General features: G+C 65.7%; 28 protein-coding genes. 13 read left to right on the top strand and 15 right to left on the bottom strand.

Annotation, left to right across the window (positions count from 1 at the left end):
- The first annotated feature begins 82 nt into the window (after positions 1–82).
- Complete coding sequence (locus tag CP556_RS02535; RefSeq protein ID WP_098724190.1) at positions 83–2572, top strand: DNA topoisomerase I; 2490 nt, start codon at positions 83–85, stop codon at positions 2570–2572.
- Here CP556_RS02535 and CP556_RS02530 read toward each other — a convergent pair.
- Entirely contained in the window at positions 2569–3966 is a 1398-nt protein-coding gene (locus CP556_RS02530) for an APC family permease (protein WP_098724189.1), read from the bottom strand. The genes CP556_RS02535 and CP556_RS02530 overlap by 4 nt on opposite strands.
- Positions 3963–5600 carry an ABC transporter substrate-binding protein gene (locus tag CP556_RS02525; protein ID WP_098724188.1) on the bottom strand — a complete coding sequence of 546 codons (1638 nt, stop codon included), beginning with the start codon at positions 5598–5600 and terminating at the stop codon, positions 3963–3965. The genes CP556_RS02530 and CP556_RS02525 overlap by 4 nt, the downstream gene beginning before the upstream one ends.
- 273 nt (positions 5601–5873) lie before the next feature.
- Here CP556_RS02525 and CP556_RS02520 point away from each other — a divergent pair, with 273 nt between their 5' ends.
- Positions 5874–6554 (top strand): LysE family translocator, encoded by a 681-nt coding sequence (locus CP556_RS02520; protein WP_098724187.1) that lies wholly within the window; start codon positions 5874–5876, stop codon positions 6552–6554.
- Between the two features lie 23 nt (positions 6555–6577).
- Here the strand turns inward: CP556_RS02520 and CP556_RS02515 are convergent, their stop codons facing one another.
- Entirely contained in the window at positions 6578–7252 is a 675-nt protein-coding gene (locus CP556_RS02515) for an HD domain-containing protein (protein ID WP_098724186.1), read from the bottom strand.
- A 232-nt stretch (positions 7253–7484) separates the two neighbouring features.
- Between CP556_RS02515 and CP556_RS02510 the strand changes: the two genes are divergently transcribed.
- The 3 genes from CP556_RS02510 to CP556_RS02500 all read left to right on the top strand — a co-directional run bounded on the left by CP556_RS02510 (position 7485) and on the right by CP556_RS02500 (position 10018).
- On the top strand, positions 7485–7901 hold the full coding sequence (locus tag CP556_RS02510) for a cobalamin B12-binding domain-containing protein (protein ID WP_098724185.1): 417 nt from the start codon (positions 7485–7487) through the stop codon (positions 7899–7901).
- On the top strand, positions 7898–8992 hold the full coding sequence (meaB, locus tag CP556_RS02505; protein WP_098724184.1) for a methylmalonyl Co-A mutase-associated GTPase MeaB: 1095 nt from the start codon (positions 7898–7900) through the stop codon (positions 8990–8992). The genes CP556_RS02510 and meaB overlap by 4 nt, the downstream gene beginning before the upstream one ends.
- Before the next feature lie 81 nt (positions 8993–9073).
- The gene (locus CP556_RS02500) at positions 9074–10018 is read left to right on the top strand and encodes an alpha/beta fold hydrolase (RefSeq protein WP_098724183.1); all 945 of its coding nucleotides are present in this window, start codon (positions 9074–9076) and stop codon (positions 10016–10018) included.
- A gap of 27 nt (positions 10019–10045) precedes the next feature.
- On the opposite strand, the gene CP556_RS02495 is transcribed toward CP556_RS02500, so the two are convergent.
- The 3 genes from CP556_RS02495 to CP556_RS02485 all read right to left on the bottom strand — a co-directional run bounded on the left by CP556_RS02495 (position 10046) and on the right by CP556_RS02485 (position 12359).
- The gene (locus CP556_RS02495; protein ID WP_098724182.1) at positions 10046–10702 is read right to left on the bottom strand and encodes a DUF502 domain-containing protein; all 657 of its coding nucleotides are present in this window, start codon (positions 10700–10702) and stop codon (positions 10046–10048) included.
- 98 nt (positions 10703–10800) lie between these two features.
- The gene (locus CP556_RS02490; RefSeq protein ID WP_098724181.1) at positions 10801–11193 is read right to left on the bottom strand and encodes a Zn-ribbon domain-containing OB-fold protein; all 393 of its coding nucleotides are present in this window, start codon (positions 11191–11193) and stop codon (positions 10801–10803) included.
- Positions 11190–12359, bottom strand: coding sequence for a thiolase C-terminal domain-containing protein (locus CP556_RS02485; protein ID WP_098724180.1), 1170 nt, complete (start codon positions 12357–12359; stop codon positions 11190–11192). The genes CP556_RS02490 and CP556_RS02485 overlap by 4 nt, the downstream gene beginning before the upstream one ends.
- A gap of 131 nt (positions 12360–12490) precedes the next feature.
- Here CP556_RS02485 and CP556_RS02480 point away from each other — a divergent pair, with 131 nt between their 5' ends.
- From CP556_RS02480 to CP556_RS02470, 3 genes are all read left to right on the top strand, one after another.
- A complete protein-coding gene (locus CP556_RS02480; protein ID WP_098724179.1) occupies positions 12491–13558 on the top strand; it encodes a M42 family metallopeptidase in 1068 nt (355 codons plus the stop codon).
- Between the two features lie 183 nt (positions 13559–13741).
- Positions 13742–13987, top strand: coding sequence for a hypothetical protein (locus CP556_RS02475; protein WP_098724178.1), 246 nt, complete (start codon positions 13742–13744; stop codon positions 13985–13987).
- A gap of 68 nt (positions 13988–14055) precedes the next feature.
- Positions 14056–15684: an SLC13 family permease gene (locus tag CP556_RS02470; protein WP_098724177.1), complete on the top strand. Its 1629-nt coding sequence runs from the start codon at positions 14056–14058 to the stop codon at positions 15682–15684.
- 272 nt (positions 15685–15956) lie between these two features.
- Here the strand turns inward: CP556_RS02470 and dpsA (CP556_RS02465) are convergent, their stop codons facing one another.
- From dpsA (CP556_RS02465) to CP556_RS02450, 4 genes are all read right to left on the bottom strand, one after another.
- Positions 15957–16526, bottom strand: a complete 570-nt coding sequence (gene dpsA, locus CP556_RS02465; RefSeq protein WP_098724176.1) for a DNA starvation/stationary phase protection protein DpsA — start codon at positions 16524–16526, stop codon at positions 15957–15959.
- Positions 16523–17104 (bottom strand): DNA starvation/stationary phase protection protein DpsA, encoded by a 582-nt coding sequence (gene dpsA, locus CP556_RS02460; RefSeq protein ID WP_098724175.1) that lies wholly within the window; start codon positions 17102–17104, stop codon positions 16523–16525. The genes dpsA (CP556_RS02465) and dpsA (CP556_RS02460) overlap by 4 nt, the downstream gene beginning before the upstream one ends.
- A gap of 13 nt (positions 17105–17117) precedes the next feature.
- Positions 17118–17666: a DNA starvation/stationary phase protection protein DpsA gene (gene dpsA / locus CP556_RS02455; RefSeq protein ID WP_098724174.1), complete on the bottom strand. Its 549-nt coding sequence runs from the start codon at positions 17664–17666 to the stop codon at positions 17118–17120.
- A gap of 237 nt (positions 17667–17903) precedes the next feature.
- Positions 17904–19331, bottom strand: a complete 1428-nt coding sequence (locus CP556_RS02450; protein ID WP_098724173.1) for a heme o synthase — start codon at positions 19329–19331, stop codon at positions 17904–17906.
- Between the two features lie 187 nt (positions 19332–19518).
- Here CP556_RS02450 and CP556_RS02445 point away from each other — a divergent pair, with 187 nt between their 5' ends.
- Positions 19519–19842 (top strand): DUF7410 domain-containing protein, encoded by a 324-nt coding sequence (locus CP556_RS02445; protein WP_394340726.1) that lies wholly within the window; start codon positions 19519–19521, stop codon positions 19840–19842.
- Positions 19843–19887: 45 nt separating this feature from the next.
- Here the strand turns inward: CP556_RS02445 and CP556_RS02440 are convergent, their stop codons facing one another.
- A complete protein-coding gene (locus CP556_RS02440; protein WP_098727256.1) occupies positions 19888–20187 on the bottom strand; it encodes a DUF7111 family protein in 300 nt (99 codons plus the stop codon).
- Between the two features lie 108 nt (positions 20188–20295).
- Between CP556_RS02440 and CP556_RS02435 the strand changes: the two genes are divergently transcribed.
- On the top strand, positions 20296–21201 hold the full coding sequence (locus CP556_RS02435) for a DUF3267 domain-containing protein (RefSeq protein ID WP_098724171.1): 906 nt from the start codon (positions 20296–20298) through the stop codon (positions 21199–21201).
- Positions 21202–21265: 64 nt separating this feature from the next.
- Positions 21266–21568 carry a PadR family transcriptional regulator gene (locus CP556_RS02430; RefSeq protein WP_098724170.1) on the top strand — a complete coding sequence of 101 codons (303 nt, stop codon included), beginning with the start codon at positions 21266–21268 and terminating at the stop codon, positions 21566–21568.
- 20 nt (positions 21569–21588) lie between these two features.
- On the opposite strand, the gene CP556_RS25755 is transcribed toward CP556_RS02430, so the two are convergent.
- From CP556_RS25755 to CP556_RS02420, 3 genes are all read right to left on the bottom strand, one after another.
- A complete protein-coding gene (locus CP556_RS25755; protein ID WP_176548101.1) occupies positions 21589–21759 on the bottom strand; it encodes a hypothetical protein in 171 nt (56 codons plus the stop codon).
- A 107-nt stretch (positions 21760–21866) separates the two neighbouring features.
- The gene (locus tag CP556_RS02425; protein ID WP_098724169.1) at positions 21867–23012 is read right to left on the bottom strand and encodes an acyl-CoA dehydrogenase; all 1146 of its coding nucleotides are present in this window, start codon (positions 23010–23012) and stop codon (positions 21867–21869) included.
- A gap of 144 nt (positions 23013–23156) precedes the next feature.
- Entirely contained in the window at positions 23157–23798 is a 642-nt protein-coding gene (locus CP556_RS02420) for an SDR family oxidoreductase (protein ID WP_098724168.1), read from the bottom strand.
- A gap of 163 nt (positions 23799–23961) precedes the next feature.
- On the opposite strand from CP556_RS02420, the gene CP556_RS02415 reads away from it, so the two are divergent.
- On the top strand, positions 23962–25008 hold the full coding sequence (locus tag CP556_RS02415) for a phytoene/squalene synthase family protein (protein WP_098724167.1): 1047 nt from the start codon (positions 23962–23964) through the stop codon (positions 25006–25008).
- A 73-nt stretch (positions 25009–25081) separates the two neighbouring features.
- Positions 25082–25501, top strand: a complete 420-nt coding sequence (locus tag CP556_RS02410; RefSeq protein ID WP_098724166.1) for a thiol-disulfide oxidoreductase DCC family protein — start codon at positions 25082–25084, stop codon at positions 25499–25501.
- Between the two features lie 33 nt (positions 25502–25534).
- On the opposite strand, the gene CP556_RS02405 is transcribed toward CP556_RS02410, so the two are convergent.
- Positions 25535–26842, bottom strand: a complete 1308-nt coding sequence (locus CP556_RS02405; protein ID WP_098724165.1) for a hypothetical protein — start codon at positions 26840–26842, stop codon at positions 25535–25537.
- Positions 26843–26977: the final 135 nt, after the last annotated feature.

Genomic DNA, 26977 nt, shown 5'->3' with positions numbered 1-26977 from the left:
ATCCTCAGCCGTACCGAGCGACGATGACCGATATTCGTCCGCGACGACGGCCGGACGCTCGAGGACCGAGAGGTGAGCCGCGGTGGAGCTGATCATCACGGAGAAGGACAACGCGGCCCGCCGGATCGCCGACATCCTGAGCGGCGGGACCTACGACTCGAGTCGCGAGAACGGGGTCAACGTCTACGAGTGGGGCGGCAAGCGCTGCGTGGGGCTGTCGGGTCACGTCGTCGGCGTGGACTTCCCCTCGGAGTACTCCGACTGGCGGGATGTCGAGCCCGTCGAGCTGATCGACGCGAGCGTCGAGAAGACGGCCACGAAGGAGAACATCGTAGCGACGCTGCGCCTGCTGGCCCGTCGCGCCAATCGCGTGGCGATCGCGACGGACTACGACCGGGAGGGGGAGCTGATCGGCAAGGAGGCCTACGATATCGTTCGCGAGGTCGACGAGGACGTTCCGATTCGACGCGTGCGGTTCTCCTCGATCACGGAAAACGAAGTGCAAAACGCGTTCGACGAGCCGGACGAACTCGACTTCGACCTCGCGGCCGCCGGTGAGGCCCGCCAGATCATCGACCTCGTCTGGGGGGCCGCGCTCACGCGCTTTCTCTCCTTGTCCTCGGGGCAACTGGGTAACGACTTCATCTCCGTCGGCCGGGTGCAGTCGCCGACGCTGAAGCTGATCGTCGACCGCGAGCGCGAGATCGAGGCCTTCGATCCGGAGGACTACTGGGAGCTGTTCGCGGACCTCACGAAGCGCGAGGGTGATTCGGCCCCCTTCGAGGCCCAGTACTTCTACCGCGACGAGGACGACAACGAGGCCGAACGCGTCTGGGAGGAGGCCGTCGCCGAGGACGTTTACGACACGCTCTCGAGCCGCGACGCGGCGACCGTCGTCGACGTCAACCGGCGGACCCGGACCGACACGCCGCCCGAGCCGTTCAACACGACCCAGTTCATCCGCGCCGCGGGTGCCATCGGCTACTCCGCCAAACGGGCGATGTCGATCGCCGAGGACCTCTACACCGCCGGCTACATCACGTACCCGCGGACTGACAACACCGTCTACCCCGACGATCTCGAGCCCGAGGAGCTCTTGGACGAGTTCGTCGGCCACCCCTCGCTCGGCGACTCCGCCGAGTCGCTGCTCGAGGCCGACGAGATCGATCCGACGGAAGGTGACGAAGAGACGACCGACCACCCGCCGATTCACCCCACGGGCGAGATTCCGACCCGCGGCGATGTCTCGGACGACGAGTGGGAGGTGTTCGAACTCGTCGTACGGCGGTTCTACGCGACCGTCGCCGACGCCGCAGTCTGGGAACACCTCAAGGTCGTCGCCGAGGTCGACGACTGCCGGCTGAAGGCCAACGGCAAGCGCCTCGTCGAGCCCGGCTACCACGACGTCTATCCGTACTTCTCGACGACGGAGAACTTCGTCCCCGACGTCGACGAGGGCGAGGAACTGGCGCTTTCCGACGTCGAACTCGAGGCCAAACAGACTCAGCCGCCCCGACGATACGGCCAGTCGCGGCTCATCGAGACGATGGAGGATATGGGGATCGGGACGAAGTCGACCAGACACAACACCCTCGAGAAGCTGTACGATCGGGGCTACATCGAGAGCGATCCGCCGCGGCCGACGAAGCTCGCGATGGCCGTCGTCGACGCGGCCGAGAACTACGCCGACCGCGTCGTCAGCGAGGAGATGACCGCCCAGCTCGAGGCCGACATGGACGCCATCGCGAACGGCGAGGCGACGCTCGACGACGTGACCGACGAGTCTCGGGAGATGCTCGAGGAGATCTTCGAGAACCTCGCGGACTCGCGCGACGAGATCGGCGACCACCTCCGCAAGTCGCTCAAAGACGACAAGCGCCTCGGACCGTGCCCCGAGTGCGGGGAGGACCTGCTCGTCCGCCGGAGCCGCCACGGCTCGTACTTCATCGGCTGCGACGGCTACCCCGACTGCGAGAACACGCTGCCGCTGCCCTCGACGGGGACGCCGCTCATCCTCGAAGAGGAGTGCGAGGAACACGGCCTGAACGAGGTCAAGATGCTCGCCGGTCGGCAGACGTTCGTCCACGGCTGCCCGCTCTGCAAGGCCGAGGACGCCGGCGAGGGACCGATTCTGGGCGAGTGTCCGGAATGTGGGGACGAGCACGGCGGCGAACTCGCCGTCAAAACGCTCCAGAGCGGCTCACGCCTCGTGGGCTGTACGCGCTACCCCGACTGCGAGTACTCGCTGCCCCTGCCCCGCCGGGGCGATATCGAGGTCACCGACGAGTACTGCGACGAGCACGAGCTGCCCGAACTCGTCGTCCACAGCGGCGACGAGCCCTGGGAACTGGGCTGTCCGATCTGTAACTACCAAGAGTTCCAGGCCCGCGAGAGCGAAACGGGCTCGGACCTCGAGGCGCTCGATGGGGTCGGCGCGAAGACCGTCGAGAAGCTCGCCGCGGCGGGGATCGAGGACCTCGAGGACCTGACCGACGCCGATCCCGACGCGGTCGCGTCGGACGTCGAGGGCGTCAGCGCCGACCGGGTTCGGACCTGGCAGGCGAAGGCCTAGACGCGTTTCTCCACTTGCCGAACGCCCTCGGCGAGTTTCTCGCGATTGAAATACATCCCTTCGACGGCGAAGACCGCCGCCGCGATGGCGACGACCAGCCAGAAGACGCCCGGGAGCTGGGAGTAGAGGTACCACGTCAGCATGACGAAGAAGGCCGCCGAGCCGATGACGCCGAGCAGCGGCGGAATCGGGTTGACGTCGACGCCCGCCGCGTCGCGCACCGAGAGCGCGAGGGCGCTCATCGCGCCGAAGACGACGATGAAGGCCAGCGAGGCGAACTCCACGACGGCCTCGAGGCTCCCGAGGACGGTGAAGGCGGCCGTCAGGAGCCCGATGACGATCACGGTCCGCGACGGGGCGGCGTCGGCGTCCGCGTCGCCCATCTCGTGAGGGAGGATGTCGTCGCTGATCAGGTTCTTCGCGAAGATGGCTTCGCTGAACAGCGTCGAGTTGATCGCGCTCGCCGTCGAGATGAGGCCGGCGAGCCCGACGGCGAGCGCGAGCCACTTCGAGATGGTCAACGCGGCGTAGAGCAGCGACGGTTCGGGCTGGGCGGCGACCACCTCTTCGGGCAACAGCGTCGTGATCACGAACCCGACGAGGATGTAGATGGCCGCCGCGATGGGAATCGAGATGGACACCCCTTTCGCGAGGGTCTCGTCCGGGTCGTCGAACTGCTCCTGATCGTAAAACAGCAGTTGCCAGCCCTCGAACGAGACGAACCCGACCGAGGCGGCGAGGATCGGATTGAGGCCGAACTCCGCGAAGCCGAGCCGTAGCTGGTAGTTCGCCGCGCCGAACCAGAGCCCGATCAGGCCGAACGCGGCGATGATCCCCGCCTGGACGAACACGAGATACCGTTCGACCGCCGCCGACGAGCCCGCGCCGAGGAGGTTGATTCCGACGAAGACCGCGAGCACGCCGACCGAGAGGAACTGCCGAATCGGGAGCCCCCAGACGTACTCGTAGCCGATCAACATCTGGCCGTACATCCCGAACGCGTAGGCGTACATCGCCATCGTCCCGATGTAGCCGACGACGATCGTCCAGCCGACCACGCCGGCGACCGTCGATCTGCCCGTGAGTTCCTCGATGTACGAGACCGAGCCGCCGTCGCTGTCGGTCGCGTCGTTGAGCTTGATGTACGAGTACGCACAGCAGAACACGACGACGGTCGCGAGACTGTAGGCGAACCACGTCAAGATGCCCGCCGCGGCGACGACGATCCCGATCGCCGCGTAAATACCGCCGCCGACGATGCCGCCCACGCCCAGTGCGACGGCCGTTCCGACGCCGAACTTGTCGTCTCCGTTTTCACTGTTTCCGCCCTCACCGCTGCCGTTCCCGCTGCCTTCGTTTCCGCCACCGGCGTTCTCGCCGCCGTTCTCACTCATGATTCCGACCCCACCGTGACGACCTCGTCACCCGCTGCGAGCCGCGGATTGACCCGTGTGATGGGATGGACGCGGAAGTTCTGCACGTCGGCGGCCACCGCGAAGCTATTCTCGAACGAACAGATGGGGAGACAGACTCGGTCCTCGAGCAGCCGGGTAATCGCCTCCTCATAAAGCCTGCGTCGCCGTTCGCGGTTCTCGGTCTCGCGAGCCGCTGTGAGCCGCTCCATGACCGCATCCTCGCGGTAGAAGGTCCCGTTCGTCACGCCCGCCATGTTCTCGTGGAACGTCGGGTAGAGGTGCGAGTCCGGATCGGGCGTGCCGCTGCTCTCCCCGACGAACACCGAGTAATCGCGCTCGGAGCCGGAGACGTATCGCTCGAGAAACGTCGATTCCGGTTTCGAGACGACGAGCGCGCCGTGGCCGGCGTCCCTGAGCCCGCCGGCCAGCGCCTCGCCGAACTCCTTGTGTTTCGGATCCGTCGAGGTCAGGATGCGGAGCTGGCCGCTCGCTTCGTCGGCCTCGCGGAACAGCTGGCGGGCCCGTTCGGGGTTCGTCTCGTTCGCGAGGTCGGCCCACTCGTCGGTCGGCATGTCCCACTCGTTGGCGACCTGCGGCGGCAGCGGACTGTACTGGCGCTGTCCCACCGGCTCGACGAACTCGGCGACCGCTTTCTCGAGGTCGAGACAGTAGCTGATCGCCTCCCGCACGCGGGGATCGGTCGTCGGTCCCTGGTTCAGGTTGAAGCCGAAGTAAAACGACGTGAACCCTCTCCGGCGCTTCACCGACGCGTTCGCCACGTCGCTGACGTGGTCGACGATCATCGGCGACACCGGCTCGATCGCGTCGTTGCGGTTCGTCCGCAGACTCGTCAGCTGCGTCATCGGGAACTCGACGTACGCAACGGTGAGCCGATCGATTTCGGGAACCGTCTCGTCCCAGTAGTCGTCCCAGCGGCGCAGTGTGACCTTCTTCTCCGCGCTGAACGACGACACCTCGAACGGGCCGGCTCCGACCGGCTCCGTCGCGAACGCCTCCCTGTCGTCTTCTCGCTCCTGCCGGGGGACGATCGGCCGCGTGAGCGCATGCTCGAGCGCCGGATACGGTTCCTCGAGCGAAAACCGAACGGTGTGCTCGTCGACGGCGTCGACCGAATCGAACGGGCTCACCCGCCACGCCGTCGGCGCGTCCTCCTCGAGCGGCGCGGTAAATGAGTAGACCACGTCGCCGGCGACCACCGACCGCCCGTTCTGAAACCGCGCGCTGTCGTTGAGTTCGACGACGGCCGAGCGGCCGTCGTTCTCGAACTGCGGCTCGCCGGTCGCGATTTTGGGGACGGTGTCGGTCCCCTCGCCGTACTCGTAGAGCCCGTCGAACACCCGCCCGATGACCTGTTCGGAGCCGATCGATTTCGCGGTGATCGGATCGAGCGTGATCGGCGGACGGAGCGTCCCGAGCCGGAACCGCGACCTCGAGCTCGTCTCGAGCATCGTCGAACACCCGGCCACGGCCGCACCGCTCGAACCCCCCAACGTGGCGAGCAGGGCGCGCCGGGTCGTCCCGTTCTCGTGCGTCGTCGTCTCGTTATCGCGCTGTACCGCCTCATCCAGTCGACCGTTCGTTCCGTCGTCCATCCGTCTCGAGGTCCAGTGATCGGCTGCTGTCGTCCCGTGATCGGTTCCGATTGCACTCGTTGTCGAGAACGCTTCACTGATCCGTTAGTGGCGGCTGACTGTGTGCAGTCGGCCTGCACCTGATGGGGGCCGTTACCGATGTCTCACTCGAGTAACCGACCGATGAGCAACTCGGCAGGGCCGCTCAGTTCCCCCGTCTGACAGCCGCTACCGCACCGGGACGGCAGAAGTCACTACCCTTTTCACGACAGCTCGCCCAGTCGGTACTGAAACGTGGCCTCGCTCGTCGTTACAATTCTGGCCGGCGTCTGCTTCGGGCTCGCGCTCGCTGCCCCGCCGGGACCGATGAACGCGATCATCGCAGAGGAGAGCGTCGTCCGCGGCTGGGGAGCCGGTTTCCGGGCCGGCCTCGGTGCGATGCTCGCGGACGCGATCTTCTTCGTCCTCACGCTGGCCGGAATCGTCGCCGTGATCGATCGCCTTTCGGGCGTCCGTCCCGCGCTGTATCTGGCCGGCGGCTGTCTCATGCTGTACTTCGCGATCGGTGCCATCGACGAGGCCAGAACCGCCACGTCGTTCACCGACGCCGGTCGAGCCGCCGCCTCGGGGTTCAGGAAGACGCTCGTACTGTCGTTGACCAACCCCTACCAGATCGGCTTCTGGCTCACTGTCGGCGTCGGCCTGCTCGAGCCCGGAACGCTGGACGTGCTCGCTTACGCCCCGGCGGTCGGGCAGGCGCTCGAGGGTGCGCTGGTCGTCCAGACCGGCTCACCGGCGCTGCTGGTTGGCTTCTTCGGCGGCGTCGCGTGCTGGATCGTCGCCTATCCGGCAGCGCTGGTCGCGGCGGGGCGCCGCGTCGACGCCTTCGCACCCGTAATCGCCGTGCTGAGCGCCGTCGTCCTCGTCGGGTTCGGACTGCTGTTTCTCGCGATGGGCACGCTTCGACTCGTCTGAAGCTTCAACTCGCCTGAAGACGGTTACTCGCCTAGCGCGGCGATCTCGTCCTCGAGCCACTCGCTGAACCATTTGACGCGTTTCAGACGCTGGTGGGCGATGCTCTCGGCGGTCTCGCTCTCGACCCGCGAGGCGGCGTCGTAGCCGCGCTCGAGGACGCGCTCGATCATCTCGTCGCACTCCATGTGAGTGCGGGCCTCGTAGCCCATCCGGAGCAACATGAGGGCGGTGCCGTTCGCGCCGACCTTGTCGAGCAGGTCGGCTTCGATGAGACACTGCGTCTCCAGTGCGAGGTCGGTCAAATCGCCCTGATGGGAGTGGTGTTCGATGGCGCGACACACCTGCTGGACGAACGATTCGGGGTACTCTCCGCGCGACTCGAGGTACTCGCGGGCGACGCGAGCGCCGGCCTCCGCGTGGAGTTCCTGATCGGTCTCGAGTTTGGCGACGTCGTGGAAGAGGGCGGCGACGCGGGTGACGTCAGTGTCTGCACCCTCCTTCTCGGCGATCTCGACCGCGAGATCGACCACATTGAGGATGTGGTTGTGCCGGTATTCGGCGGAGTGCCAGGGATACCAGCGCATCCGACCGCCTTCCTCTTCTTTCTCGACGCTCGCGGCGAGATACTCGAAGACGAAGCCCTTCATTGCCTCGAACTCGGCGTCGGCCACTCGCGTTTCTTTTATTTCAACGCCCACGATAGATCCCTCCGCAGCAGACGAATGATAGTCATTACCGGAATGTTCGGTCGTTTCGCTCTTTAGCCTTTGGTTCGGAACGGTTTCGTGATAACGTGACAGTTACGACATGAAGAACGGTCGACTGACCTCGCACTCCCCGAATCGCTCTCGTCTCGAAATCCTATCGCTGCGCGTCGGATGCGAACTATTTTCCGTTAAAGTCAAACGGTCGGCTCGGAAAGGTGTGGGTATGAGCAGCGAACAGGAAGCGGAGTCGATTCGGTGTCTCGTCGCCAAAGTCGGCCTCGACGGCCACGACCGCGGGGCTCACGTCATCGCCCGCGCGTTCCGAGACGCCGGCTTCGAGGTCATCTATTCCGGACTGCACAAAGCCCCCGACGAAATCGTCCAGGCCGCAGTGCAAGAGGACGTCGACGTCCTCGGCATCTCCATCCTCTCGGGGGCCCACGACACCCTCGTTCCGAAGATCATGGACGGCCTCGAAGAGTACGGTGCCAAAGACGACACGCTCGTCCTCGCCGGCGGCGTCATCCCCGACGAGGATCGGGAGGGACTCGAGGAAGCGGGCGTCGCGGCGATTTTCGGCCCCGGCACCTCGATCGAGGAGACCATCGAGTTCGTCCGCGAGAACGTGCCCCAGCGATGAGCGTGGACCCCGACGACCGAGCGCTGCTCGAGGCGCTGCTGGCGGGGGAACACCGCGCGCTCGCCCGGACCATTTCGAAAATCGAGAACCGTTCGCCGGGGTATCGCGATCTGGTCTCGGAACTGTACGCCCACACGGGGAGCGCCGACGTGATCGGCATCACTGGCTCGCCGGGCGCGGGGAAGTCCACTCTGGTCGACAAACTCGCCGAGTCCTACCGGGATCGGGGTGAAACCGTCGGGATCATCGCGATAGATCCCTCCTCGCCGTTTACCGGTGGGGCCGTACTGGGTGATCGGATCCGGATGGCCTCGACGGTGGGCGATATGGACGTTTTCGTCCGGTCGATGAGCGCCCGCGGCACGCTCGGGGGTCTCTCGACGGCCACCGCGGACGCCGTGAAGGCGATGGACGCCTTCGGCAAGGACAAGATCATCATCGAGACCGTCGGCGCAGGGCAAAACGAAATCGACATCGTCCGCACCGCCGACACCGTCGCCGTGCTCGTGCCACCTGGCTCCGGCGACGACATCCAGACGCTGAAAGCCGGCATCCTCGAGATCGCCGACATTTTCGTCGTCAACAAGGCCGACCGCGACGGGGCCGACCGGACCGTTCAGGAACTGCGAGAGATGATCCAGCTCGGCGACGGGGGCGACCTCGCCGGTGGCGGCGGCCACCACAGCCAGGAGGTCATCGACGCCCACGACGACTGGGACGGGGAGCCGGACGAGGACGACGGGATCGACGAGGGCTGGACGCCGCCGATCGTCGAGACCGTCGCCATCCACGGCACCGGCGTCGACGAGTTCATCGACGAACTCGCAGCCCACCGGGACTACCTCGTCGACTCCGGCGAGCACGCCGAGCAGGTACGCACGCGCTACGCCGAGGAGATTCGCACTCTGTTGCGCGAGGATGTCCACTCGATGCTTGAGGAGGAACTCGCCGCCGCCGGCGGGATCGACGGCCTCGCCGAGGCCGTCCGCCAGGGCGAGACCGATCCGTACACGATCGCCAGCGACGTACTCGAGCCCGTCGAAGACTGCCTCGAGGACCTCGAGACCGATACGCACGTAAACTCGCGATAGAGCGCTCGCTCGCAGCACCGTCCCCGACACGTTCTGAACCCGAACCCGAGGTCTAAGGCCGTTGCCGTCGTACGGTCACGTATGAAAGCCCGAACAGTCCTCGGTGCAGCGCTCGGAACCGTCGGCGGGGCCGTCGTCGGTAATTACCTCCTGAAGCGGCGCGCCGGCGACCTCGAGAGCCCGCTTCCCGGTATCGAACGAACGTATCGGTGGCGGGGAATCGAATCGACCTACACCGTCGCCGGCGATCCGAACGACCCCGATATGCTCTTGCTCCACGGAATCTACGCGGGTGCGAGCAGCCGCGAGTTCGCGCCGATCATGGAACAGTTGGCCGACGACTACCACGTCTACGCGGTCGACCTCCCCGGCTTCGCCCGATCGGAGCGGCCGCCGCTGATCTACTCGGCATCCCTCTACACCGAGTTTATCCGCGATTTTGCGGCCGAGATCACCGACGAGCCGATCGTCGTCGCGTCCTCGGTGACCGGCGCGTTCGCCGTCGACGCCGCCGACGAGGCCGATATTGAACGGTTGGTGTTGATCTGCCCCACCGAGGAGACGAGCGACGCGCGACCGTGGGTCCGTACCCTTCTGCGGACGCCCATCGTCGGGACAGCGCTGTATAACCTGCTCGCGAGCAAGCCGTCGATCCGGTACTTCTACGACCGCGACGGCTACTACGATTCCGACCGCATCGACGCCGACGAAGTCCAGTACGCCTGGGACAGCGCCCACCAGCCCGGCGCGCGCTACGCCCCCGCTTCCTTCGCCGCGGGTACCCTCGACCCCGAGTTCGACCTCGCGACGGAACTGGCCGCCCTCGAGACGCCGACCACGCTCGTCTGGGGGCGCGATGCGGAACTCGTCCCGCTCCGGGAGGGCCGCGATCTCGCCGAGGCGGCCGACCTCGATCTGGTCGTCATCGATTATGCGACCCAACTGCCACACGCCGAACATCCCGACACGTTCGTCGAGTACCTGCGCGCGGAACTCCCGCGGGCCGGTATCGGCGTCGACGAGTAGCCGGCCGTCTCCGGCGGCTTCGATCCCCTATTTCGGGACGTTCTCGATCGCCGTCGGTGTGACGGCTGCTTCCTCTCGTTCGTCGCCCATGCCGGTCGTGACGATGAGGCGCATCCCGCGGCGCACGCTCATATCGATCTCGTGAACCTGATCTTCCGGAAGCAACACCAAGCGGCCGGCGGTCGGGTTCGGGCTGTTCGGCAGGAAGACGTTGTAAGCGTCCTGCCCGGCCACGTCCTCGACCGCCCGCGGGCTTTCGCCCGTGACGAGACCGATCATGTAGACGCCCTCTCGAGGGTACTCGACCAGCACGACGCTCTCGTAGCCCGTCTTCCGCTCGACGAGCGAGTCGGCGACCTGACGAACGCTCCCGTAGATCGTGCTGACCAGCGGCACGACGTTGACGAGCCGACCGATGTTGCCGAACAGGTGGCGTCCGACGCTCTGCTGGGCGAGAAAGCCCAGCACGACGATCGCGGCGACGATCAGGACGACGGCCAACAGTTGCGCGACGACTTCGACGTTTCTCGTGTACTGCGCCAACCCCGCGGCGCGAACGACCGGCGTGACGAACTGCAACGACCAGTTGACGAGAAATCGAAGAATGTACAGCGTGACCGCGAGCGGCGCGACCAGGATCAGTCCCGCGACGAAGCTGCTCTTGATACGAGATGAGAGAGTCATAGCATGTCGTACTCGCCGAAGTAAAAATAGCCTCTGGCGACCGAAAGAAACCGCGCGTCAACCGATCGTCGCGACGGCCCCGATCAAACTGGAATCGGTTACACCGGCTGGAATCCGATGACTCGCTCGCCGGTCGTCTCGGAGACCGTGATCTCGAGTTCGACCGTCATGCCGGTCTCGACGTCTCCGGGTTCCACACCGATAACCTGTCCCGTGATCCCCACTGAGCCGAAGTCGGCGATGGCCGTCGCGTACGGAGCGTCCTCCTCGAAAGCCGGCGTCGGAACGTGCGTGATGGTGAACGTCTGGACCGCGCCGGTCTCGGGCAGGGCGACCTCCTCGAGGTCGGTCGAGCCGCAGTCGGGGCACACCCGTCGCGGCGGCAGGGAGCCGTGACCGTTGGCGCACTCAAGGGCGTAGGCCTTGCCGTCTTCGGCGGCGTCGAGCCACTCGTCAAAGCCGGCGTCGGCGACGGATTCGGCGTCGCTCATCGATCCGTCACCTCCAGGACGTGAACGGTTGCGCTGGCGACCGTGCCGCCCGCGTTGTGGGCGACGCCAGTCGTCGCCCCGTCAACGTGTTCGCTGTTGGGATGCTCGCCGGCCAGCAGGTCGGTGACTTCGGCGATCTGAGACGCGCCGGTCGCGCCGACGGGATGGCCCTTGGCCTTGAGCCCGCCGGAGAGGTTGATCGGCGTCTCGCCGTCCGCGGTCGTCCGCCCGTCGCGGGCCGCCGAGATCCCCTCGCCGATCGGCTCGAGATCTAAGGCCTCGAGCGCGAGCACTTCGGCGATCGTAAAGCAGTCGTGGACCTCCGCGAGGTCCACGTCGCCCGCGTCGACACCGGCATCGGCGTAGGCCTCTTCGCCGGCCTCGCGCGCGGCGGGCGAGCGAGCGAGATGTTCGCGGTCGTGTAGTGCCATCCGGTCGCCGCCCTGCCCGGTGCCCGTGATCGCAACGGGTGCTTCGAGGTCGTGCTCTTTGGCGTAGGACTCGCTCGTCAGCACGAGCGCGGCCGCGCCGTCGGAGATCGGACAGGCATCGTACAGTCCGAGCGGTTCCGAGACCGGCGGGGCCTCGAGGACGTCCGAGACCTCGATCGCGCTCTGGTACTGGGCCTTCTCGTTGGTCAGGGCGTTCGCGTGGTTCTTGACGGCGATGTGGGCCAGGTCCTCGTGTTCGCCGCCGAACCGGTCGAAGTAGGCCTGGGCCATCAGCGCGTACGCGCCGGGGAAGGTCACGCCGGCCCGCACCTCCCAGAGGTCGTCCGCGGCGATCGCGAGCGCTTCGGTCGCGCCCGCGGTACCGAGGTTGGTCATCCGTTCCGCCCCGCCGACCAGCAAGACGTCGTTCTCACCGTTTCGGATCCGTTTGACGGCCTCGCGGACGGCGGTGCCACTCGAGGCACACGCGGATTCGTAGCGGGTCGCGGGGGCCTGTACGCCCGCCGCTTCGGCCATCAGCGGTCCCTGATGGCCCTGATGTTCGGAGAGTTCGCCCATGAAGTTGCCGTAGAGGACGGCCTCGACGTCGTCTCGAGGGACGCCGCTCGCTTCGAAGGCCGTGATGCTCGCTTCGGCGAAGAGATCGCGGCCGGTCCGTTCGGGGCTGTTTCCGAACGGCGTCAGCCCTGTTCCTGCTACTCGTACGTCACTCATAGACACAGTTAGCAGTTGGATCCGTTAATACTCCGCGGTTACGGATCCCGCCTCACGTTCGGTGATACGTCAGATGGAGTGACGGTCGCTCTTTCCGCGGCCTTTTATGAGAAGCCGACGCAGTTTCGAGCATGGCATCCGTTCCGTTCGATCTGGATCTCCTGACGGAACTCACCGAGACAAGCGGTGTCCCCGGCTACGAGGATCGCGTTCGCGACCTCGTCGTCCGAGAACTCGAGGAGTCCGTCGACCGAATCCGTACCGACGCGATGGGCAACGTCGTGGGGACGCTCGAGGGCGAGAGCGACTATTCGGTGGCCGTCGCAGCCCACATGGACGAGGTGGGGTTCATGGTCCGCCACGTTCGCGGAAGCGAGGACGAGTACGGCTTCGTCGAACTCGACGCGCTCGGCGGCTGGGACGCCCGCGTCCTCAAAGCCCAGCGGGTGACGATCCACGCCGAGGCGGAGGATATCCCCGCGGTCATCGGTTCGCCGCCGCCGCACACGTTGGACGAGGACGAACGCGAGAAAGCGGCTGAAGTCGAGGACGTCGTCGTCGACCCCGGCCTCCCCTACGAGGACCTCGAGGAGCGCGTCTCCCCGGGCGACCTCGTGACGATGGCTCAGACCACCGAGCGGGTCGGCGAGACGATCACCGGCAAGGCGCTGGACGATCGGGTCTGTCTGTTTGCCATGCTCGAGGCCGCCCGCCGATTGACGGACCCGGACGTGACGATCCACTTCTGTGCGACCGTCCAGGAGGAAGTCGGCCTGCGGGGCGCTCGGACGCTGGGCGTCGACATCGACCCCGACCTCGCGCTGGCGATGGACGTCACCGTCGCCAACGACATCCCCGGCTTCGACGCCGGCGAGCGCGTCACCGAACTCGGCGACGGCACCGCGATCAAGCTCAAGGACTCGAGCGTCATCACGAACCCCAAACTCCACGGGCGACTCCAGTCGATCGCCGACGAGGAGGGGATCGACTACCAGCTCGAGATCCTCCCCGCGGGCGGCACCGACACGGCGGGCTTCCAGCAGGCGTCCGGCGCGAAACCGGTCGGCGCGATCTCGGTTCCGACGCGATACCTCCACACCGTGACCGAGACAGCCCACGTCGACGACGTTGCGGCGACGATCGACCTGCTCGAGGCGTTTCTGGCGACCGAAGACGGAGCGTACGACTACACGCTCTGAGCCGGTGACCGGGCGTCGTGACCGCTCGCACGGTTCCGTTCAGCGGCGATGGACGATAAGCCGCTGACGGCCGCGGCGAGCGAGGCGATCACCGTTCGTTCGAAGCAAGCTGGGGCAAGCGACGGCGGTGCCTGACGAAGCACATTTCAACGATGCCTCTCATTTCACTCGTACCAGACTTTCATGGACGCTTCCGACGTTCCCGATCTCGACGGTATCTCACCGCGTGCGTGGCGGCTCCTTCGGGTCGCCGCCGGGTACGACCAGCGGGCGGTCGAACGGGAAGTCGACGAGCTGATGCAGGCCCACATCTCGATGCTCGAGAGCGGGAATCGGTCCCTGTCTCGCTCCCGCCGACGGACGCTCTTGAAACTCTACGGCTCCGAACTCACTGACGACCAGGTACGAGCGATCGTCGACCACTTCTAGCCGTCACGGTACGGCGCGTTCGCGAATGAAAGGGCTTAAGAATAATAGTGATAATTCTCGCTGTATCAATGATACATAGACTGTTGGGCGGCTCAAATGGCCGAATAATACAATTTCTCCTGGCGGGGATCGGGTTGGTGGCGATCGCGGCCGCGCCCTCCCCGTCGGGGCTCTCGACGACGGGGCAGTACGCCATCGCGACGATGTTCTTCGCCGGCTTTCTCTGGGTGAGCGGCGCGCTCCCGCTGGCGGTCACCGCACTGACGATTCCGGTGTTGTTGACCGGGACCGGCGTCTACGACACCATGGACGCCGCTCTCGTCGGGTTCGCCGATCACATCATCTTCCTGTTCCTGGCCGGATTTATGCTCGCGAACGGGATTCAAAAGTACGATATCGACCGACGGATCGCGCTGTACGCCATCGCCAGGATGGGAAGCTCACCGCGACGGCTGATCCTCGCGATCATGGTCGTGACCGCCGTCTTGTCGATGTGGGTCTCGAACACCGCGACGGCCGCGATGATGACGCCCATCGCGGTCGGCGTCCTCACGCAGGTGCTCGACCGGGACGATCTCGCGTCGGCGGGGGAATTGACCCGAGATCCCGAGGCGGCCGAAACGACCGATACGGTCGCCGACGGTGGGGCCGTCGAACAGACGGCCGACTTTACGAACCTCCAGATCGGGATGCTCCTCGGCACCGCCTACGCCGCGAGCGTCGGCGGCGTCGGAACGATCATCGGCACGCCGCCGAACGCCATCCTTGTCGGCCAACTCAACGCGATTCTGGACTACGAAATCGGATTCGCCGACTGGTTCCTCGTCGGCTTCCCGGTCGTCGTCGTGACGCTCCCGATCGTCTGGTTCGTTCTGACGTACGTGCTGTATCCCCCAGAGGTTCCGGAAGTCGAGGGGGCTCGAGCCACCGCCCGCGACCAACTCGAGGCCATGGGCGAACTCGATCCCCGCGGGAAACGGGTGGCGGCGATCTTCGCCGTGACGGCTGGGCTCTGGATGCTCGGCGGCCTCGGCGAGTTCTTCGAGCCGTACCTCTCGAGCGTCTGGCTGACGACGCTGTTCGGCGGGGACGGAATGACGGTCTTCGGCGTCGAGGGCCACCAGGGGCTGCTCTACTACGTGATGGTCGGAGTCGCTGCGATTCCCGCGCTCGTGCTGGCCGATACGATGGAGTGGGACGAACTGGTCGACATCGACTGGGGAACGCTGTTGTTGTTCGGCGGCGGTATCTCGCTCGCAAACGCCCTCGCGGACACGGGCGCGACGGAGTGGATCGCGGATACGGTGTTCGGCGGCCTCGTCGGTGCCCCTATCGTACTCGTCATCGGTGCGGTTGTCCTGGTGGTCATCTTCCTGACCGAGATGACGTCGAACTCCGCGACGACCAGCATCATCGTCCCCATCCTGATCAGCCTGGGGAGCGTCTTCTCGGCAACGCTCGGGCTGACCGACTTCTCGACCGCGCTCTTTCTCTCGGTCGCCGGTGCGATCGCCGCCAGTTTCGCCTTCGCGCTCCCGGTCGCGACGCCGCCGAACGCCATCGTGTTTGGCAGCGGCTACGTCAAGCAGCGCCACATGCTCCGGACGGGGCTCGTTCTGAACGCAATTATGACCGTCGTCCTGACGGGGCTCATCTGGTTCCTCTTTACGTTCGTCTGGCCGCACTTGTTGTGGTAAGCGACCGAAGACGGCGGCACAGTCGCTCGGAATCGATCGAGCGCTCCTCGAGTAGTGACCCAAAATACGTGTTTTATTCTCCGGAAATGACCGCGTTGAAACCCCATCTCTCCTACACATTTGGATCAGCAAAAGACCGATACACTGCGGGTGTATCAGGACGTGTTCTTTCGCACGCCGAACCAACCGTCGGTGACCTCAGTCCCGAGTATCGGCGGGAACGGTATACTGGCTGATAACGCGAATGCCGTGGGGATTACCCCCGAACCGATTCACCCGGTCGCGTCGCGCACAACGAGCGTCTCGTCGGCGAGGTATCGATCGAGGACGTGCGCGTCCGCTTCGAGTGTCTTCAGGTGGCGGCGCAGGAGTTCGCTCGTCGCCACATCGCCGAACTGGTCCGCCAGTTCGATATGTTCACGCCACTGCACCGCGAGCGTCGCGTACCCATCGAGGTCACGCTCGAGCGACGAGCGGACGTCGTAGTGATGGGCTTCTTCGATGAACATTGGCGCGTGTTGGCGGATACCCATCGGCCCACAGGCCGGAACACCGCCGAGCGCGGTGATCCGAATAGCGATATCGTCGGTCATCTCCGTGAGCCGGTCGGCAGCATCCTCGAGGAAGTCACCGATTGGCCCCGATTCGACTCCCTCGACGAGCCAGTAATGCTTGCGCACCTGATTGAAGAGGATATACAGCCCCGATATTTCGCCGTTCAAGGCTGTGACCAACTGTTCAGCCACGTCCCGTTCGAGACGGAGCGCATTGTCGGCTACCGTCCCCCACTTCTGACGGACGTGAGACGGGTCGGGTTGTCGAAGGTGTGGTGTACTCGTCATTGTTCCCGCAGCACCGCCGCCCGAACGAGCGTCTCATCTTCGAGTAATTGCTCGATGACGTGGGCGTCCGCTTCGAGGTCTTCGAGGTGGTCACGGAGCAGTTCGGCCGTCCCCGGATCGCCTCTTTTTTCCGCGAGAGCGATGTGTTCGCGCATACTGACCATCAGGGTCGCATACCCCTCGAGATCACCGTCCAAGGAGGGACGAAGGTCGTAGAGATCCTCGGCCTCGAGGTGGACTTCGGCCCGTTCCTGAAGCGTCGGCGGCGTATTTGGCGGAATCCCCCCGAGTTCGACGATCCGAATTGCGAGGTCGTCGGTACCCTCGCGAACGCGCTTGTAGGCATCCTCGAGGAAGTCAGCGACTTCCTCGTGTTCTGCACCTGCAGCGGTCCAGTAATGCTTGCGAAGCAGGTAGAACAGATTGAACAATCCTGCGTGGTCGATGCTCAAGGCGTCAACGATTACCTCGGCGTCGGCGCGGTCGACCCGGAGTGCGTTCTCCGCGATGGTACCCCACTCTTGACGGCGCTCGCTCATCTCGGGCTCCCGAACGAGTCGGCCTTGTTTCTGTGCCATTTGGGTCACCCGTTCAGTGAGTGGCACTTTCGAGGACGAGCGTGTCGTCTTCGAGGTAGTGTTCGAAGTGGTGACCGTCTTCCTCGAGCGTGACGAGGATCTCGCGCAGCATCTCGCCGGTCGCGGGATCACCGAGGTTCTCGGCGAGTTCGATGCTGCCGCGCATCGACTCGATGATCTCGCCGTACATCTCGAGGTCGTTCTCGAACATGGTGCGGACGTCGTAGACGTCTTCGCCCTCGAACTCGACGGTCGCGCGCTCCTCGAGGTTCGCCGGGCCCGAGACGGGGACGCCGCCCAGCGCCTGTGCGCGCTCGGCGATCTCGTCGGCACCTTCTTCGACGTGTTCGTAGGCCTCCTCGAGGAACTCGTGAAGCGGCAGGAACTCCGCACCTTCGACGACCCAGTGGTGCTTTTTGAGTTGGTGGTAGAGGACGTACGAGTTCGCCAGTTCGGAGTTCAGTGTCTCGACGATCTGTTCGGCTTTGTCCTGATCGAGCCGGAGCGCGTTTTCGTCGACGGTGCCGGCCTGTTGACGGACGGTCGTCTCTTGGGTACTCATCACATGGGGGTAGTCGCTCGACAGCCTTATACCTTTCAGGCGTCGCACATTTTCGGGAGACCTAAAATCGTTTCGTAGAACCAGTGATATCAGTCTTCAAACCTACTCAACGGGACATTCGGCGCAGCAGAACTGGAAGAACCGAACGCTCCGTACTGGAGCGACCCTCTGTATTCAGCAGACCGCTTTTGGCAGTTATCACGGAGGCCGTTGAACACAACGGGAGAGACAGCCGGTTCAGAACGCGAGCGCGTCGACGAGGATCGCGACGAGCACGGCCCCGAGGAACGCGTTCGAGGCGTGGAACGACCGGAACGCGGCGGCCTCGGTCCGCTCGAAGTGGAGGCGAACGGCGGCCCAGAGGAAGATTCCGCCGAAGACGACGACTGTTCCGGCGTACAGCGCGCCGAGTTCGGTGATCCACGCCAAGGCGATGGTGCTTACGAACGTCGCGGCGATGTAGTAGAGGATGTGTTTGCGGGTGACGGTCTCGCCCCGGACGACCGGCATCATGGGAAAGCCGCCGCGAGCGTAGTCGTCCTTGTAGGCCAGCGCGAGGTTGTAGAAGTGCGCTGGCGTCCAGAGGAAGATGACGCCCGCGAGCGCGAGTCCGGGCCAGCCGATCTCGTTCGTCACGGCGGCCCAGCCGATCAGCGCGGGCAGCGCGCCCGCAGCGCCGCCGATAACGGTGTTTTGCACCGTGTTCGGCTTGAGCACCAATGTGTAGACGACGCTGTAGAACATGATCGCGGCCAGGCCGAGCGCCGCCGCCAGCCGATTGATCGTCAGGAACGCCCCGAGTGACAGCGCGGTCAGCCCGAGTCCGAACGCGAGCGCGTTGCGGACCGGGATCAGGTCGACCGCCAGCGGTCGATCCGCGGTGCGGGACATCTTCTGATCGACGTCGCGCTCGAGGACGTGGTTGAAGGTCCCGCTTGCGCCGATCGCGAGGACGCCGCCGCCGAGCGTCGCGACGATGGTGTAGATCTCGAGTCCGGGGCCGGCCGCGAGCGCCATTCCGGCGGCGGCGACCAGACAGAGCAGCCACATCAGCCGCGGTTTCATCATCTGGAAGTACGCGAAGGCGGTGAGCCGTGCGCGAGCCAGCCGACTCGAGGGGAGCGTGCGCTCGGACGCGGCCGGGACTTCCTCATCGAGGTCCGCGAGCGGTTCCGGCGAGTCGCTGGCGTCGTCGTCGCTCCCGGTCGCGATCTCGAGGTCCCACGCGAGCGCGAGGACGACCCCCGAGAAGATCACGAGGCCGAGCGCGAGGTGGAGTCCGGGGAGGATCGCGGCGGGCCCGATCGTCGCGGTGACGGCGCCGACGCCGACCTGAACGATGTAGAGGAGGGCGGCGACGACCAGCACCGCTCGGACGCGACTCGAGGCGTCACCGAGGATCGCGGCGAGGGCCGTCGCGGTGACGAGCAGGCCGACGACGACGGCCGTGAGTCGGTGGGCCCACGCGATGGCGAGTTCGGTCTGGCTCAGCGGGTCGACGGGTGCGTGACAGGTCGGCCACGTCGAGCACGACGCGGCCGCGTTCGTCAGCGATGTCGTCGCGCCGACGATCAACAGCAGGTAGACGCCAAGCGCGGTCGCTGTGAGCAGTGCGGAGAAGCGGCGTCGCGTGCCGATCGGGCGGGGAAACGACTCTGTTGCCACGGCTTTTCTCGTCTACACCCTTCGACTCCGCGTATTTATGGCTCCCGCTTCTTCCCGTTTGCAGCGATTTTTCCGCACATTGAACCGGTCACGGGGAGCGTACTGACAGCCATCGGTATCGCCGTCGGCGCCGCAGCAGTCGAGGGCCGCCCGAAGAGGGATTGGGCCGGCCCGCATAGTGGGTAGCGTGTCCGGTGACTCACAGGGGCAAGTCCCTGCGATCGATACTCTCTCCGGAGCGAGCACAGCCACTGGAGAGCCCGAACTCGACGTGCGTGATCAGCCGCCGGCCCGCTGTCCCTACTGCGATCGACCGTTTCGGCGAGCGCGCTACGAGTCGCTCCACCGCGGCCTCGAGCACGCCGACCGACTCTCGGAGCGCGAACGCGCGACCGTCGAGCGGGCCGTCCGCGAGGAACGCGCGGAGACGCGCCGCTTTCGGCTGTACGCGCTCGGCGTCCTGGTCCTGCTGTACTTCGGACTGCTGATCGTCGCCGCGTTCGTCGTCTGATACGGACTGTTGTACGTCATTCGAGTCTCGCATTCGTCGTCCAACTCACATCCCCATATCGTCGGCTGCGTCCGGAACCGGGAGATCGTGTGGCGAGACGCCGAGCAACTCTCCGACGTGATCGAGGGCCATATCGAACCCGTAGTAGCGCTCGAGTTCGTCGCTTTCGGCCGTCGGCCGTACTTTCAACATCGCGTACCCGTCGCGGTTCTGGGCGATTGCAGCCGTCGGGCCGGTTCTGCCGCTATCGGACTCCATGCGCTCGAAGGAGAGGATGCGTTCCATCTCGGTTTCGTCGTAGGTGGCCCTGATACCGCTGGCCTCGGCCGTTCGATCGTCGGTCATGCCGGCAACTCGCGGGGCGACCACCGGGAAGCTGTCGGTTCCCGTCGGCGGCCCGCGAGGAAAGCGGACATCGACACCGATTTTTCGGTCGCCTTCGAGAGTCGCCACGTGAGCCGTTCCGAGCCCTCCACGGCCCGCCGACCGCTCGCGGCGTTTCGACTCACGCGAGCGGTCACGCTCCAGTGGCTCGTCGTCTCCGCGGTCGGATTCTTCGGCTTCGCCTACTGCTTCGGGCACGTCCTCGCGTGGGTTCGCGGAACGTCGCTCGAGCCGATCGTGATCGCGCCGTCCTCGCCGCCGACGGTGGTCGGGCTGATCGCCGTCTCCCTCGGACTGCTCGTCTGCGTGGTCGTCCCCCACGAACTGCTCCACGGGGTGTTCATGGCTCGCTACGGCGACGCCCCGAGCTACGGCATCGGTCTCTCGTACTTCGTGTTGCCGTACGCGTACGCCGAAACGAGCGGCGCGAGCTACACCCGGAACCAGTTGCTCGTCGCCCTGCTCGCGCCGTTCGCGGTGATCACGACCCTCGGACTCGCAGCGATGGTCGTCGTTCCGTCACCACTGTTGATCGTGCCGCTGGCCGCGAACGCGGCCGGTTCGATCGGCGACCTCTGGATGGCCGCCGTCCTCTGTCAGTACCCCGCCGACGTTCGCGTCGGGGACCCGCCCGGCGGCGTCCAGGGGTTCGGAATCTACGGCGCTGACGACCGCTCCGTCAGCCGGCTTCCGGGCGCGCCGCTCCTCGCACGGTTTCTGACCGGGAGCGTCGGAACCCTCGCCGCGATCGTGATCTACGCGCTGTTCGCCGTCCTCCTCTCGCTCGCGGTCGGCTCCGGCGATGTCGTCCTCGGCGATCCGGAGAGTGGCTGGCTGCTCTTCCGTCACGACCGCCACCCCGACGGCACCGCACTCCTCGAGATCGGCGACCGAGCGCTGCTCGCCGCGGCCGCGCTCGGTGGGATCGCGTGGACGATCATCGCGACCGTCCGTCGGCAACTCGAGCGCGACTGAGCCGGGACGTGCGAGCGAGCACTGAAACCGTAACGCTCGAGCGTCTCTCGGACGCACCTCGAGTATGAGCAAGTGGCTCCGGAGCGGTCGTCGTCGGGACATCTGTTTCCTGCTCGCCGCGGCCGAGGCGGGCGAGCTACGCGGCCAGGAGCTGAAATCGCGCCTCGAGTCCCACTACGACGACCGGCTTGACCCGAAATCGTTCTACGGCTCGCTGTCGGCCCTGGTCGACGCGGGCTTCGTCGAGAAACGAACCGAGGGACTGCACGACGTCTACGCACTAACCGAGGCGGGCGACCGACGGACGCGCGAGCACGGAGCGTGGGTCCGGGAGTGTCTCGAGGACGGCGACGAGACCGTCGGATAGGTCGTGGAACACCGTATCGGTCACTCGAGGGACGGGTTTCTGATGAGGCGGACGGCCACGTACAGCGGGATGGCGAACAACAGCCCGAAAAGCGGAACCATCGCGAAATCGACGTACTCGCCCTCGATTGCGAACGTCATCACGATCAGCGTGTACGCGATGATCGCGAGGAACAGCTCAGTTCGGTCCATGCGCCCACTGCACGCTGGAATACTGTAAACGTACTGTGATATATCCAGTGGAACAAACGCTGCCGGCGACGAATCGCGGCGGCCGGTGCTCGAGGCGGGCCGAGAGGCTATTCCTCGAGCAACTGGTCGCCGATCGTGTTGCGCAGCACCTCGCTGGTGCCCTCGTAGATCTCGTTGAGCTTGGCGTCGCGGTAGAAGCGCTGGGCGGCGAAGTCCTTGGTGTAGCCGTAGCCGCCGTGGATCTGGATCCCTTCGTTCGCGACCTCGCGGCTCACTTCGGAGGCGTAGAGCTTCGCCTGGGAGGCGTCCTTGATGTAGTCCTCGCCGCGGATCTTCTTGTCCGCGGCCTTGTGCATGAGCATCTTGGCGGCCTGGATCTTCGTGTCCATGTCCGCCAGCTTGTGTTTGATCGACTGGAACTCGCCGATTGGCTGGCCGAACTGCTCGCGCTCGTTGGCGTAGTCGCGGGCCTCCTCGAAGGCCGCGCGAGCGATACCGACGCCGCGGGCCGCGATCGTAATTCGGCCGCCGTTCAGCGTCTTCAGCGCGTGGACGAAGCCGTCGCCCTCCTCGCCGAGTCGGCGCGATTCCGGGATCCGGAGGTCGTCGAATCGGAGCTCTGCGGTCGGACAGCCCTTGTCGCCGAGCTTGTCCTCCGTCCCCTCGACGATGAAGCCGTCGTCCTCCTCGGGCCGAACGATGAAGGAGGAGATTCCCTTGTTGCCCGCCTCCGGATCTGTTTTCGCGAAGAGCGTGACCGTATCGGCCACGGAGCCGTTCGAGATCCAGAGCTTGCCGCCGTTGATGACGTACTCGTCGCCGTCCCGTTCGGCGATCGTGTCCATCGCCGGCACGTCGCTGCCCGCGCCCGCCTCCGAGAGCGCGAACGCCCCGATGTCCTCGCCCGCCGCGACGGGGGTCAGATATTCCTCTTTCTGGGACTCGTCACCGAACTCGTAGAGCATATTGCCCGCCAGCGAGGTGTGAGCGGCGACGATCGTTCCCAGCCCGCCCGAGCCACGGGCGATCTCCTCGAGACCGATCGCGTAGGAGTGGTAGTCGAGTCCGGCACCGCCGTACTCCTCGGGGAAGGGCATCCCCATCAGCCCGAGTTCGCCCATCTCGCTCACGAGATCGGCGGGGAACTCGTCCTCGTGGTCGATTTCCTCGGCGACGGGGACGACCTCCTCGTCGACGAACTCCGAGACCATATCTCGAATCTGTTGCTGCTCGGCCGAGAGTGCGAAATCCATATCACGGAATTCGAGGCCTCCATCCTTTATTGTTCTCTCTTCGACGAATTCATCTCGAGACGCTGTCAAAAACGAGAGGATCGTAGCGGAGATCGGGACTTCTCGTGACTCGGCTCCGATCCACCGTGTCTATCCGCTCGTCGCTCAACTCGAGCCGATCGTCTCGAGCGCGTCCTCGATCGACTCCTCGCCCGAGAGGATCTCGAACGTCTCGCCGGAGACGGGCTCGAAGTCGATCGCGGCCACGAGCGTTCGGGCGACGTCTTCGCGAGGGATATCACCGTCACCCAGCTCGAGCCCCTCCCCCGCTCGAATCTCGCCGGTGCCGGATTCGTTGGTTAGCTCGCCCGGCCGCACGATCGTATAGTCGAGGCCGCTGTTGCGGAGATACTCGTCGGCCTCGGCCTTGGCGATCAGGTAGTCCCGAAGCGCCTCGGGTCCCGATTCCGGGTCGTCGGCACCCATCGAGCTGAGCATGACGAACCGGTCGACGCCCGCCGCGCTCGCCGCGTCGATCAACCCGATCGCGCCGTCGCGGTCGACGCCGTAGACGTCCTCGCCGCCCGAACCGGCCGCGAAGACGATGGCGTCACAGCCCTCGACTGCGTGGTCGACATCTCCGGTCAGGTCTGCTACGACCGGCTCTCCGCCCAGTTCAGCCATCTTGTCGGTCTGGGACTCGTCGCGGACCATCGCTCGAGCGGTGCGATCGCTCGCGCCGAGGAGTTCCGTCACGTGCTGTCCGACCTGCCCGTGCGCGCCGGCGATGAGTACGGATTCGGTCACGATTACGGCTTCGCGTCGTTCCGTGATACCGGTTTTGTCGGGAGTCGCCGGGTCGTAGTGAACCGCGTCCGCGGTCGATGGCTCCTTCGGTTGGCCACCGATCGGAAGAGCACGCCGCGACCGCGGTGTTTTTCCCCGATGGTCACCAAACTAACTCGAGTAGATGACCACGGGCCAGTCTGAATCCCCCACTGACGCCGACCTCGAGTGGTGTTACGACGCGGTTCACGGCGTTTCGCGGACCTTCTCGATTACGATCGACCGGCTCGAGGAGCCGATGTCGAGACACATCTGTGTCGGCTACCTTCTTTGTCGAATTGCCGATACGATCGAGGATGCGGGCCATATCCCGCCGGACGCACAGACCGAACTGCTCGCGACGTACGATCGACTGCTCGATCCGAACGCGGATGGCTCCGTCTCGGCGTTCATGGACGACGTCGAGCCGTGGATTCCCGAGGAGCGAACCGACGACTGGGACGTCGTCGCCGAGACGCCCCGGGTCCTGCAAACGTTCGAATCGCTCGAAGAGGAGCCCCGCGAAATCATGCGCGAACCGGTCCGCGAACTCGTCGACGGAATGGCGATGTTCACCGATCGCTACGCGAGTGAGGGTGGGTTACGCCTCCAGACGATCGAGGAACTCGAGGAGTACTGCTGGTACGCCGCCGGCACCGTCGGGACCCTGATCACCGGACTGGTCGCCCGCGGCACGTCGCAGGAACGGGCCGACGAGATGCGGGGGAACGCGCGCTCGTTCGCGCTCCTCCTCCAACTGGTCAACATCGCGAAGGACGTCGAGTCCGATTACCACGACGAAAACAACGTCTACCTCCCCGCCGAGTGGCTCGCGGCGGAGGACGTCGAAATCGAATCGGTGACCGACGAGGACCACCACGGCGGCGTCACGAACGTCATCAAGCGGGTGACGGGCCGCGCCGAGCGCTACCTCGACGACGCCCACCGCTACCTCGAGGTCGTGCCCGAACACCACGGCAACCGGCTCTCGGCGTGGGCGATCCCCTACCTGCTGGCGGTTGGGACCCTCCGCGAACTGCGCGAACGCCCCGAAGACGTCGTTCGCGAGGGCGACGTCAAAGTGTCTCGAGCGGAGGTGTACGCGCTCCTCCAGCAGTTCGAGGACGGCGTCTCCCCCTCGCGACTGGACGAACTTCGCACCAAGATGGCCGAGCAGCCGCTCCACCAGTAGCAGCGACCGATGAGACGCGAGCAGCCAGGGATCGACATGTTGACTTCGGACCAGTTCTAACGATCGAGTACCAATGAGTTCGGATATCCCGGACGGGCCGATCGTTCTTTTCGACGGCGTCTGCAACCTCTGTAACGGGTTCGTCCAGTTCATCCTGCCCCGGGATACCGACGGAACGTTTCACTTCGCTTCGCTCCAGTCCGATATCGGCACGGAGCTGCTCGCCGAGCACGGGCTGCCGACCGACGAACTCGAGTCGATCGTGCTGATCGAGGGCGACGACTGTTACGTGAAGTCGTCCGCAGTCATTCGCATCGCGCGGCTCCTCGGCGGCGTCTACGCGCTGCTCGGCCCGACTCGATTCCTGCCGCGCTGGCTCCGGGACCGAGCGTACGATTTCGTCGCCGCCCGCCGCTACCGTTGGTTCGGCAAGAAAGAGCAGTGTGCCATGCCGCCAGCGGACGTGGACGTGAACGCTCGGTTCCTCGAGTGAGACGGGGATGAGAGACGAGTCACGGTTTGCGGTTCAATCGGTATCGATAGCCAGCCGCCGACCGAGCAGCGCGAGCGGGTAGCCGAACGCGGCGACGCTGGCGACCCACGGGAGCAACAGGAGGCCGTAGATGGCCGGCCCGTATCCGAAGACGGAAACGGGTGCGACGGCCGCGATGGCGGCGATCGGCGTGAGTGCGGCGACTGCGATAAGCGCAACCGCCGTCCGCCCGCGTTCGGCGGCGTGCCCGATCGGGAGACAGAGCGCGGTCGCCAGGCCGAACAGCGCGGGAAACGCGTACACCGGCGGCCCGGCGAGCAGGAGGGTGACCCCTGCGGCGGCGACCGTCGCGAGCACCGACAGACCGACGAACCCGCGAGTCTCGAGTCGTCCGCCGACCCGACGCGCCGCGCTCCCCAGCAGGGCGTACCCGATTCCGAGCGAGGCCAGCGCGACGGGTCCCGGCGCGAGTCCGTCACCGGTCGACACCGCGCCGACGACGAGGAAGCCGACCGCTCCGATCGACCCGACGGCGACGATCAGCCGCTCGAGCGTCGTCGCATCGAAGTCGGTAACTCCCCAGTCGATGCGAGTGATCGCGATTCCCACGATTCCGATCAGTAGTCCGGGAACGAGCCCGCCGCTGACGCCGTGAGAGAGCGCCGTCGGGCCGACATCGAGGCCGATCGTCGCGTAGCCACTCGCCGTTCCGAGGACGCCGCCGCTGCCGTACGTGGCGCGCGTCTGCTCGCCGAAGTCGCCGTCCGCGCCGCGCTCGGTTCCGTTTGTCCACGTCGCGGCGTTGCCGTCGATCTCGGCGCCGGGGATCCGGTTCGTGATCTCCGTCCCGTCGGGCGCGTGAATCGTCATCCGCTCGGCCACCAGCTGGTAGCGCGTCGGCGACGTGCCGGTCGCGAAGTAGTCGACGATCCATTGCTCGCCGACGCCGCGTCTGGCCACGTCATCGACCGCGTAGGTCACGACGACGGTCTCGCCGTCGAGCCTCGACTCCACGGCCCGGACGTCGCCGTCGGCGACGTGGTATCGTGCCCAAGCGTCGCCGACCGCAGCCTCGAGGGCGCTCGCGTTGCTCCGGTAGCGCTCGGCGGCCGATTCGTTGACGGGGACTCGGGCCACCCACCGGGAATCGCCGGCCTCGTCGACGTACACGTCGAGCGTTCCGTGCCCCGTCGCACCCGCGATTTCGGCATCGTTCGCGACGCCGGGCCCGCAGACGCCACAGAGCTGCGACGGTGGGGGTGCGCCGGCGACGGCGGTGACGCCGGCGACGCCGATAAGGCTACAACAGAGGGCGATGACGGCGAGACGAACGAGGCGCATCGAGTCGACAGACGCGTGTCAACTGCAAATACGTTACGACGGTCTGAAAGGAACTGGCGATACTTTCGGGCTCTCTGTCGGACGATACGGTGCGGGATCGACGACTCTTCCGGACGACACGATACCGGATCGACG

The sequence above is a fragment of the Natrinema sp. CBA1119 genome (assembly GCF_002572525.1).
Classification (GTDB): Archaea; Halobacteriota; Halobacteria; order Halobacteriales; family Natrialbaceae; genus Natrinema.
The sequence above is the reverse complement of the archived record's forward strand: the minus strand, read 5'-3'. Positions and strand labels throughout refer to the sequence as shown.

Excerpts from the sequence above, each read along its gene's own strand:
- CP556_RS02530 (WP_098724189.1), bottom strand. The coding sequence starts at position 3,966 with ATGAGTGAGAACGGCGGCGAGAACGCCGGTGGCGGAAACGAAGGCAGC.
- CP556_RS02525 (WP_098724188.1), bottom strand. The coding sequence starts at position 5,600 with ATGGACGACGGAACGAACGGTCGACTGGATGAGGCGGTACAGCGCGAT.
- CP556_RS02510 (WP_098724185.1), top strand. The coding sequence starts at position 7,485 with ATGAGCAGCGAACAGGAAGCGGAGTCGATTCGGTGTCTCGTCGCCAAA.
- meaB (WP_098724184.1), top strand. The coding sequence starts at position 7,898 with ATGAGCGTGGACCCCGACGACCGAGCGCTGCTCGAGGCGCTGCTGGCG.
- CP556_RS02500 (WP_098724183.1), top strand. The coding sequence starts at position 9,074 with ATGAAAGCCCGAACAGTCCTCGGTGCAGCGCTCGGAACCGTCGGCGGG.
- CP556_RS02495 (WP_098724182.1), bottom strand. The coding sequence starts at position 10,702 with ATGACTCTCTCATCTCGTATCAAGAGCAGCTTCGTCGCGGGACTGATC.
- CP556_RS02490 (WP_098724181.1), bottom strand. The coding sequence starts at position 11,193 with ATGAGCGACGCCGAATCCGTCGCCGACGCCGGCTTTGACGAGTGGCTC.
- CP556_RS02485 (WP_098724180.1), bottom strand. The coding sequence starts at position 12,359 with ATGAGTGACGTACGAGTAGCAGGAACAGGGCTGACGCCGTTCGGAAAC.
- CP556_RS02480 (WP_098724179.1), top strand. The coding sequence starts at position 12,491 with ATGGCATCCGTTCCGTTCGATCTGGATCTCCTGACGGAACTCACCGAG.
- CP556_RS02475 (WP_098724178.1), top strand. The coding sequence starts at position 13,742 with ATGGACGCTTCCGACGTTCCCGATCTCGACGGTATCTCACCGCGTGCG.
- CP556_RS02470 (WP_098724177.1), top strand. The coding sequence starts at position 14,056 with ATGATACATAGACTGTTGGGCGGCTCAAATGGCCGAATAATACAATTT.
- dpsA (WP_098724176.1), bottom strand. The coding sequence starts at position 16,526 with ATGACGAGTACACCACACCTTCGACAACCCGACCCGTCTCACGTCCGT.
- dpsA (WP_098724175.1), bottom strand. The coding sequence starts at position 17,104 with ATGGCACAGAAACAAGGCCGACTCGTTCGGGAGCCCGAGATGAGCGAG.
- dpsA (WP_098724174.1), bottom strand. The coding sequence starts at position 17,666 with ATGAGTACCCAAGAGACGACCGTCCGTCAACAGGCCGGCACCGTCGAC.
- CP556_RS02440 (WP_098727256.1), bottom strand. The coding sequence starts at position 20,187 with ATGACCGACGATCGAACGGCCGAGGCCAGCGGTATCAGGGCCACCTAC.
- CP556_RS02430 (WP_098724170.1), top strand. The coding sequence starts at position 21,266 with ATGAGCAAGTGGCTCCGGAGCGGTCGTCGTCGGGACATCTGTTTCCTG.
- CP556_RS25755 (WP_176548101.1), bottom strand. The coding sequence starts at position 21,759 with ATGGACCGAACTGAGCTGTTCCTCGCGATCATCGCGTACACGCTGATC.
- CP556_RS02425 (WP_098724169.1), bottom strand. The coding sequence starts at position 23,012 with ATGGATTTCGCACTCTCGGCCGAGCAGCAACAGATTCGAGATATGGTC.
- CP556_RS02415 (WP_098724167.1), top strand. The coding sequence starts at position 23,962 with ATGACCACGGGCCAGTCTGAATCCCCCACTGACGCCGACCTCGAGTGG.
- CP556_RS02410 (WP_098724166.1), top strand. The coding sequence starts at position 25,082 with ATGAGTTCGGATATCCCGGACGGGCCGATCGTTCTTTTCGACGGCGTC.
- CP556_RS02405 (WP_098724165.1), bottom strand. The coding sequence starts at position 26,842 with ATGCGCCTCGTTCGTCTCGCCGTCATCGCCCTCTGTTGTAGCCTTATC.